General features: G+C 60.7%; 10 protein-coding genes. 7 read left to right on the forward strand and 3 right to left on the reverse strand.

Annotation, left to right across the window (positions count from 1 at the left end):
* Positions 1-177: 177 nt before the first annotated feature.
* The 5 genes from ACEWQZ_RS00535 (at position 178) to ACEWQZ_RS00555 (ending at position 5,925) form a co-directional block, all read left to right on the forward strand.
* Positions 178-3,045, forward strand: coding sequence for a fused MFS/spermidine synthase (locus tag ACEWQZ_RS00535; protein ID WP_476481115.1), 2,868 nt, complete (start codon positions 178-180; stop codon positions 3,043-3,045).
* A gap of 528 nt (positions 3,046-3,573) precedes the next feature.
* A complete protein-coding gene (locus tag ACEWQZ_RS00540; protein ID WP_476481116.1) occupies positions 3,574-3,885 on the forward strand; it encodes a GIY-YIG nuclease family protein in 312 nt (103 codons plus the stop codon).
* Positions 3,886-4,427: 542 nt separating this feature from the next.
* Positions 4,428-5,078 carry a type IV toxin-antitoxin system AbiEi family antitoxin domain-containing protein gene (locus tag ACEWQZ_RS00545; RefSeq protein ID WP_476481117.1) on the forward strand — a complete coding sequence of 217 codons (651 nt, stop codon included), beginning with the start codon at positions 4,428-4,430 and terminating at the stop codon, positions 5,076-5,078.
* On the forward strand, positions 5,075-5,485 hold the full coding sequence (locus tag ACEWQZ_RS00550; RefSeq protein ID WP_476481118.1) for a nucleotidyl transferase AbiEii/AbiGii toxin family protein: 411 nt from the start codon (positions 5,075-5,077) through the stop codon (positions 5,483-5,485). The genes ACEWQZ_RS00545 and ACEWQZ_RS00550 overlap by 4 nt, the downstream gene beginning before the upstream one ends.
* Positions 5,413-5,925: a nucleotidyl transferase AbiEii/AbiGii toxin family protein gene (locus ACEWQZ_RS00555; RefSeq protein WP_476481119.1), complete on the forward strand. Its 513-nt coding sequence runs from the start codon at positions 5,413-5,415 to the stop codon at positions 5,923-5,925. The genes ACEWQZ_RS00550 and ACEWQZ_RS00555 overlap by 73 nt, the downstream gene beginning before the upstream one ends.
* 311 nt (positions 5,926-6,236) lie before the next feature.
* On the opposite strand, the gene ACEWQZ_RS00560 is transcribed toward ACEWQZ_RS00555, so the two are convergent.
* Together ACEWQZ_RS00560 and ACEWQZ_RS00565 are read right to left on the reverse strand one after the other, a co-directional pair.
* Positions 6,237-6,539 (reverse strand): type II toxin-antitoxin system RelE/ParE family toxin, encoded by a 303-nt coding sequence (locus tag ACEWQZ_RS00560; RefSeq protein ID WP_476481120.1) that lies wholly within the window; start codon positions 6,537-6,539, stop codon positions 6,237-6,239.
* On the reverse strand, positions 6,536-6,817 hold the full coding sequence (locus ACEWQZ_RS00565) for a type II toxin-antitoxin system Phd/YefM family antitoxin (RefSeq protein ID WP_476481121.1): 282 nt from the start codon (positions 6,815-6,817) through the stop codon (positions 6,536-6,538). Before ACEWQZ_RS00565 ends, ACEWQZ_RS00560 begins: the two co-directional genes overlap by 4 nt.
* A 403-nt stretch (positions 6,818-7,220) precedes the next feature.
* Here ACEWQZ_RS00565 and ACEWQZ_RS00570 point away from each other — a divergent pair, with 403 nt between their 5' ends.
* Positions 7,221-7,469 carry a ribbon-helix-helix domain-containing protein gene (locus tag ACEWQZ_RS00570; RefSeq protein WP_476481122.1) on the forward strand — a complete coding sequence of 83 codons (249 nt, stop codon included), beginning with the start codon at positions 7,221-7,223 and terminating at the stop codon, positions 7,467-7,469.
* Positions 7,469-7,876 (forward strand): PIN domain-containing protein, encoded by a 408-nt coding sequence (locus ACEWQZ_RS00575; RefSeq protein ID WP_476481123.1) that lies wholly within the window; start codon positions 7,469-7,471, stop codon positions 7,874-7,876. The genes ACEWQZ_RS00570 and ACEWQZ_RS00575 overlap by 1 nt, the downstream gene beginning before the upstream one ends.
* 304 nt (positions 7,877-8,180) lie before the next feature.
* Here the strand turns inward: ACEWQZ_RS00575 and ACEWQZ_RS00580 are convergent, their stop codons facing one another.
* A complete protein-coding gene (locus ACEWQZ_RS00580; RefSeq protein WP_476481129.1) occupies positions 8,181-8,366 on the reverse strand; it encodes a type II toxin-antitoxin system RelE/ParE family toxin in 186 nt (61 codons plus the stop codon).
* Between the last annotated feature and the right edge of the window lie 130 nt (positions 8,367-8,496).

Raw genomic sequence — 8,496 nt, forward strand, 5'->3', positions numbered from 1 at the left:
GGTCGGCTTTTGCCATTCTCAGGGAGTGCTTTTGTGTCCGGTTTCTCGGTTCGCCGTAACTACCTTTATCTGCTGCTCGTTTTTGTTCTCTCCGGCTTCGCCGGCCTGGTCTATCAGTCCATCTGGTCGCACTACCTGGGCCTGTTTCTGGGCCATGCCGCGTATGCCCAGTCTCTGGTGCTGGCGCTGTTCATGGGTGGGATGGCGGCCGGCGCTGCGCTTGTCGCGCGATTTGGCGAGCGGTGGCGAAACCTGATTCGAGCCTATGCGCTCGTCGAGATCGTCATCGGTCTTTTCGGGATCTTCTTTCACATCATTTTCGTGTCCGTACTCGGCTGGAGTTACGACGTGATCATGCCCGCGCTTGGCGAGCCGTGGCTGATCAGCGCCTGGAAGTGGCTGCTGGCTGCGGGCTTGATACTGCCCCAGACCATACTGCTGGGCATGACCTTTCCGCTGATGAGCGGAGGGCTGATTCGTCGCTGGCCCGATCGCGAAGGTGATGCCCTGGGTGGGCTGTATTTCACCAACAGCATTGGCGCCGCCATCGGCGTGCTGGTGGCGGTTTTCGTGCTGCTTCCCGGTTTTGGCATGCCCGGTGCGATGCTGGTCGCCGGGATTGTCAACCTGGTGGTGGCGGCTCTGGCCTGGCTGCTCGGGCGCGGCGGCGAAACGCCGCGCCCCGGCGAGGTGATGGCGAAAGCCGACAAGACCTCCGCGGGGCGGGCGCTGCTGTATCTGGTTCTGGCCGCCACGTTCCTGTCGAGCGCGGCCTCCTTTGCCTACGAGATCATCTTCATTCGCATGCTCAGCCTCTCGGTGGGCAGCAGCCTGCATGCGTTCGAGCTGATGCTTGCCGCATTCGTGGCGGGGATTGCGCTGGGTGCGCTATGGATTCGAAAGCGAGCCGACTCGTCGCCTGCGCCTCTCAGGCTCGCTGCCGTGATGCAGGTGTTGATGGGATTGGCGGCGCTGCTTGCCCTGGCGCTGTACCTGAGCTCCTTTGCCTGGGTCGGATTTCTCATGGACTCCCTGGCGCGCAGTGATGGCGGCTACCTGCTGTTCAACTTCGGCACCGCCGCCATTGCGATTCTGATCATGATTCCGACCGCGTTCTTTGCAGGTACGACGCTGCCGTTGTTTACCGTGGCCTTGCTGCGGGATGGCCAGGGCGAGGCCTCGATTGGGCGCGTCTATGCGCTCAATACTCTCGGTGCGATTGTCGGCGTTTTTGCCGCAATGCACTTCTTGATTCCGGCGCTCGGCTTGAAGATGGCTTTGATTGTGGCTGCCACCGTGGATATCGGTATCGGCGTATGGATCTTGCGCCGCCTGGTTGACAGGCGGCGAGACTTTGCCGCTCCGGCTTTTGCGACGACGATTATGATTGGCGCTGTTTTGCTTGCTGTGTATGCCGTTCCTTTCGATCCTCTCAAGCTGGGATCCGGCGTGTTCCGCACGGGAGCCCAGAGCCTTCCGGAGTCAGACGAGCTGCTCTATTACCGAGATGGCAAAACGGCGAGTATTTCAGTGTTTGTAAGCGCTGCTGGCACGGTGCGGATTGCCACAAACGGAAAGCCTGATGCATCGCTGCAGATTCGCGATGAGGGCCGGCCAGCGGCCGATGAACCGACGATGATCATTGCGGGTGCGTTGCCGTTCGCCTATCTCGAATCGGTCCAAAGAGCGGCGGTAATTGGTTTCGGTTCCGGCATGACCACTCACACGATGCTGGCAAGTCCGGATATCGGCGTGGTTGACACGATCGAGATCGAGGAAAGCATGGTTGAGGGTGCAGCCTGGTTCGGCGAGCGGGTCAAGCGCGCTTTTATGGACAGTCGATCGCACGTCATTATCGATGATGCCAAAAGCTACTTTGCCGGGAGACAGGAGAAATATGACGCCATTGTTTCCGAGCCCTCCAACCCATGGGTGGCTGGGGTCGGCGCTCTGTTTTCCAAGGAATTCTATAGATTCGTGCCGAACTATCTCAACGACGGCGGGGTTTTTGTCCAATGGCTGCAGTTGTATGAAATTGATGAAAACCTGGTCGGTTCGATTCTCAACGCAATGCTGCCAGAGTTCGGGGATGTCCACGCCTATCTTTCGAACACCTCGGATCTGCTTCTGGTAGCCAGTGATGAGCCGTTGGCAAAGGCCCCGGACTTTGCGGCCCTGACCGAGGGGGGCTTTGCCAAGGATCTTGGGTACATCAACATTGAAAGAGGTTCGAACCTGGATTTTCGCAAGGTCGCTGACAAGCGCTTGCTTGAAGCGTTGGCCCGGCTTTATCAGCATCGCCCGAACAGCGACTACTTTCCGGTGCTGAGCCTGGAAGCACCACGAACGCGGTTTCGAGGGATGAGCGCGCGGATGATTTCCAGCCTTCCTTTTATGGATGTCCCCGTGCTCGAATGGCTGGGTGTTCGAGAACCGCCGCCTGCCGAATTCCCGCTGCCCACTGCGAGTCACTTTCCGGCGGACAAGGCAGCCAATAATGCGCGCGCAATCGCCCGGACGCTTGCCGGGGGCGAAACGGATGCGCTGGAGAGTGTCGGTGAAGACTTGAGAGCTTGGATTGCCGGCCTTTCGGGCGTTGGCGCCGTGCGCGGGCAACAGTCGGAAGCGACCGCTGGCGCCTGGCTGGCCGAACGCCTGCTGGTGCTGACGGAACTGACCGTGCCCTATCTGGACGCAGATGGACTGCAAGGGGTTCTAGTCGAACCGACCTGGCTGGAGTGCGAGGACTTGCCGGCGGGAATCGAAAAAGCGCTTGCCCTACTCGAAGCCTACGCCGCCCGCGACGTTGAAGCCATGGAGCGCACCGGCCGTCGGTGGCTCGAGGCGATTGACGATAGCCGGCCGGACTATCTGTCGCGTTTTGACCCGGTGGCATTCGCCGCGCTGCAGTTTTCCCTGATCGAACAGCAGCGCTTTGCCGCGGCCGGCGCCCTGGAGGAGGAGTTCGGCTCCGACGTCAAGCCTGAAGGTGATTATGGTTTCGCGCGTTCACTGGTACTCGCGTGGCTCGACGGGGTTGACTGAGGGGGGAGGAGATTCGAGGGGAAACGGCGCCCGCGCCTGAAGCCCGCGCTGCAGCGGAGGCTTTGGATGGGCGATCTTGGCTCTTCTCAGCGGTGGCGCCTTCGGATGGGAGATCCCGGCTCTGCGGCCGGGATTACGAGGTGGGCTGAGTGCGTCGCCATCAGCACCTGTATCCCGGGACTCGATCCGGGGTCTTCTTGGCGGTGGTGCCTTTGGGTGGGAGATCCCGGCTCTGCGGCCGGGATTTCGGGGGTGGCTTGGCGCTGTGCTGCCAGCACCCGTATCCCCGGACTCGATCCGGGGTCTTCTTGGCGGTGGTGCCTTTGGGTGGGAGATCCCGGCTCTGCGGCCGGGAATTCGGGGTGACTTGGCGCTGCGCTGCCAGCACCCGTATCCCCGGACTTGATCCGGGGTTTTTCTGCTATTGGCGCCTTCGGCCGGACCGGGCGGAAAACGCGTCAATTTCCTACATGCGCGCGCTGGCAATTGCGATTTCTTCGGTCTTGCCGCGATGGGATCTTGTGCGGCATGCATTATGTGTATGTTCTTGCCAACAAGCCACGCGGCACGCTTTACGTCGGCCTGACCAACAACCTTGTGCGGCGTGTCTGGGAGCATCGGGGTCGATTCGTGCCGGGTTTTACACGGAAGTACCATCTTTCCAGGCTGGTGCATTACGAGGCGTTTGACGAGCTGGCCGAAGCGGTTCAGCGCGAGGGGCGGGTGAAACGCTGGCGCAGGGCCTGGAAGCTGGAGTTGATCGAGCGCGAGAATCCGGAATGGCGCGACCTGTATCCGCTGATTGCCGATGGGAGCGTGGAGGTCAGCAGTGGTTATTGATGCCCGGGTGCGCTACTCGTAGGCCGGCACACGCTACTACGTAGCCCCGCACGCACTACCCGTATCCTCACACGCACTACCCGTACCCCCGGACTCGATCCGGGGTCTTCTTGGCGGTGGCGCCTTCGGACGGGCGATCCCGGCTCTGCGGCCGGGATTACGAGTTGGGCTGAATGCGTCGCCGCCAGCACCTGTATCCCCGGACTTGATCCGGGGTCTTCTTGGCGGTGGCGCCTTCGGCTGGGAGATCCCGGCTCTGCGGCCGGGATTACGGGGTGGGTTGAGCGCCTGTCCGCCAGCGCCCGTATCCCCGGACCTGATCCGGGGTCTTCTTGCTTTTGGCGCCTTCGGACGGGAGATCCCGGCTCTGCGCTTCGCTTGGCCGGGAATTCGGGGTGGTGTGAGCGCTTCGCTGCCAGCACCCGTACCCCCGGACTTGATCCGGGGTCTTTTCGGCGGTGGCGCCTTCGGGTGGGAGATCCCGGCTCCATTCAGACAATAAAATACTTGAAACTTTCATTAAGTGAAAGTATCGTGCATTTGTGCAGACGTTGACCAGGTTGATTGCGGACTCTGATTTACGGTGCCGGATCTTTTCGGATCGGCAGCTCGACGGGGTTGTTGAGGGGTCTGCACAGCGGCGTTACAACCTGGTCAATCGGGCGCTCAAGGCCGGCGAATTGGAGCGATTGAGCCGTGGTGTGTATATGCTTGCGCCGTCTGTATCCGGCGTGCAGCCGCATTCGTTCGTGCTGGCTCAGGCCTTGCGCTCGGGCTCGTACATTTCGTTCGAATCCGCGCTGGCGTGGCACGGCTGCATTCCGGAGGCCGTTCGTCAGGTGCGCAGCGTGGTGCCGGGGCGGCGCAAGGCCGAATTCAATGTGCCGGGCTACGGCCAGTTCCGGTTTTTTCCGCTCGCGGTCAATCCAGGTTATCTGCTGGCCGGCGTCGAGCGGCACGAGCTGGCCGCGGGTATCGGGTTGGTCGCCACGCCGCTGCGGGCCTTGCTTGATCTGTGCTGCCACCTGAAGGTCGATATCGAGGGACTGACCGGCTTCCTCGAAGGCCTGCGTCTGGAGCAGGAGTGGTGGGCGAGCGTGACCGCCCGCGATGTTGATCGCTTCAAGGAGGTTTACCGGTTTCAAAAGATGCGGGATGTTGTCGAGAAGCTGGCTGAAGAGGTGGGTGGATGATTGAGTTGTTGCAGCAAAGACTGGCGGCTTACCAGGCCGGGGACGCGCTGGCCGAAGAGCAGGCGCTCAAGGAGATTCTGCAGGAGCTTGTGCTCTACGCGCTGTGGCGCAATGATTTTTTTGAAAGGGCGGCATTCCAGGGCGGCACCAGTTTGAGGATTCTCTATGGGCTGCCGCGCTTTTCCGAGGAAATGGATTTTATTCTCATGGAACCCGATGAGCGCTTTTCCTGGCGCGCAGTGACCGCCGGGATCGAGCAAGTGCTTCTGGAATTCGGGGTCGTGATCGAGCGCTGGCCGATTCCCGGCAGACGCAGGAGGCGGTTCGCCGAACCATGGTCAAGGATGACTCTCTTGCCGGATTGCTGCAGCTGGGGTTTCGGGATGGCGCGCCGCGCCGCAAGCTGAGAGTCAAGCTCGAGATCGATACAAATCCACCGGCAGGTTCAGGGTGGGAGCGGCATTTTCCGGATTTTCCGACCGATTTCATGGTTGTCAGCCAGGACTTGCCGAGTAATTTTGCCTTGAAGCTTCATGCGCTTCTTTGCCGCCCCTACCTGAAGGGTCGCGACTGGTTCGATTTTCTCTGGTACGTACGTCGCGGCGTCGCGCCGAATCTGGCGCATCTGGGCCACGCGCTGGATCAGTACGGCCCTTGGGCGGGTTGCGGTGTGGACGCGGACGAAGGCCGGCTCACGACGGCGTTGAACCGTCATATCGAGAATGTCGATTGGGGCGCCGCTGCCGCAGACGTTGAGCCGTTTCTTTCGGTTCAGCAAAGGCAAAGCCTGCCATTGTGGGGCCGCGAGATGTTTCTTGATCGAGTGGAGCGGCTGTTTTCCGAGTAGCTGTCGGCATCGGCACACGCACTCCTCGACGCGCCACAAATATCTCCGAAAGCGGCATAAGTATTCCCGAAGGCGCCAGAGGTATTCCCGAGAGCGCCAGAGGTATCCCCGAGAGCGCCAGAGGTATCCCCGGACTCGATCCGGGGCCTTCTCGCTGCTGGCGCCTTCGGCTGGGAGATCCCGGCTCTGCGGCCGGGATTACGGGGTGGGTTGAGCGCCTGTCCGCCAGCGCCCGTATCCCCGGACCTGATCCGGGGCCGGGAATTCGGGGGCGCGGCGCTGACAACATACGTGCGGCTGTGCAGTTGTCGTCATGTTTCGTGTTCACAGAGCTCGGATAGCCGCAACAATTGGCTACTGTGGCGTACCGTCAGAATATCGATCTGATTCGAGAGGCCGTAAATGACCCGGTACGCTCCGGATATCAGCTCTCTGATGCGAGGTGAACCGACCTCGGGAACGATACGCCCGCTTTCAGGAAATTCGGCCAGCCGCTCTACCGCGGCGAACAAGTTGTCAACCCACCGCAGCGCGGCATCCGGATTGTCATCTGCGATATACCGGGCTGTTTCCTGGACGCGCTCGAGCGCAAGCGGGGACCAGACAATCCTCATCGAATCAGTCTGCTCAGAACCCGAGCCTTCGCGTCTTCATGCGCAATCCCGTGGCCAGAGGCGATCTGCTCTTCGGCCCTGTAAACCTCTTCGAGCACCTCCAGGCGCTCTTGCATTCTGTCGTACTCGCTGGCATCCATCAATACGGCGACACCCCGACCTCGCTGCGTGAGCACCATTGGCCGACGGGTTTCCTGAAGCTGTTTTATGAAAGTGGCTACTCCGGCCCGGAATTCGGACAGGGGGCGGATGTCTTCATCTACACGAACCCTTGACATGGCGAGATTTCAGTACGTTGGGGTGTACATAAAAGAGTACAGATTTATCCGGGGCCAAGCAAGGTGTTCGAACTCTGCGTTCCGGGGCTGATGCGGACAGGGGTTCCCGGCTCTGCGCTTCGCTTGGCCGGGAGTTCGGAGGTTGTGTGAGCGCCTTGCCACCAGCACCCGCATCCCCGGACCCGCTACACGCATCCCCGGACTTGATCCGGGGCCTTCTTGGCGATGGCGCCTTCGGATGGGAGGTCCCGGCTCTGCGCTTCGCTTGGCCGGGAATTCAGAGTGTGTAAGCTTGGCCGGGATTACGAGTTGGCGCTGCGGGGAACTTGTTCTGCAGCCAGGCTGCCTGTACATTAGCTATACACACCAGCCACATACACCGGTCGCCCCCGGCGCCAGACACATGATTCGCACGCAGATCTATCTGACAAAATCCGAGCAGCAGGCGTTACGTGCGCTGTCGCGACGAACGGGCCGATCCGAAAGCGAGCTGCTTAGGGAGGCGGTCGACCGGTTCGTTTCGCAGGCGGGGCAGATCGACCGGCTGTCCCTGCTCAAGCAGGCTCGGGGAATATGGCAAGGCCGCACGGATTTGCCTGATCTGGTTGCGCTTCGCAGCGAGTTTGACCGGTTGGCGCCCGATCGCGAGTAATGGCCAATCGCCTGTTGATTGATACAGATGTATTGATCGATTATCTGCGCGGTGTGCCGCAAGCAATAAGCTACCTGGAGACACAAGCAGAGTCACTGGTGCTGTCGGCAGTCAGCGTTGCGGAGTTGTATGCCGGAGTTCGCGAAGGGACGGAGCGGGAAGCCCTTGCTGCTTTTGTTGCTGCCTTTGAAGTGGTGCCCGTGGATCAGGCAATCGCCAAGCGGGGAGGCTTGCTCCGACGTGATTATGGCAAAAGCCACGGCACCAGACTGGCCGACGCACTGATCGCGGCTACCGCCGAGCTTCACAGGGCCACTGTAGTTACACAGAACCGCAAGCACTTCCCTATGTTGGATGAGGTGCGTGTGCCTTACGAAAAACAAGCGTCCCGTAAGCGCAGGGATTGAGCTTCGAACGGTGGCGAGACGTCGAATCTTCAGCAAGCTTATCCCCGGGCGCCTACACGCATCGGCGGAACTTCTTGGGCTGAATGCGTCGCCACCAGCGCACGTATCCCCGGACTTGATCCGGGGTCTTCCTGGCGGTGGCGCCTTCGGATGGGAGATCCCGGCTCTGCGCTTCGCTTGGCCGGGATTTCGGAGGGTGTGTGAGGGCCTTGCCGCCAGCAGCCGCATCCCCGGACTCGATCCGGGGTCTTCCTGTCGTTGGCACCGTCGCCAGTAAGATCTCGGCGCGGTCTCTTGCCCTTTGCTAGGTTCGACGTTTCCAGTGATGGGGGTCACGGCTGCCGTGCATGACTGCCACTACAACAATACAATCTGGTTCGATACGGTAGAACACGCCGAAGGGAAAGCGTCGAACTAGTGCGCGGCGCGTTTTGCGGTGCACGATTGGATACCGTTTTGGCTGCTCGGCGATGCTCTGAACCCCCCTTATTCTTCAATGCGGGCTAGAAAGAGGTATGGCGTGTCAATTTCTGTCGTATAATCAGAGTGTTAAGGCACTAATCCCACGACAGAAAGAGAACACGCCATGGGTGAAACACTACCCCTTTTCAAAGCCTCGT

It is taken from the genome of Wenzhouxiangella sp. YN1, from assembly GCF_056324145.1.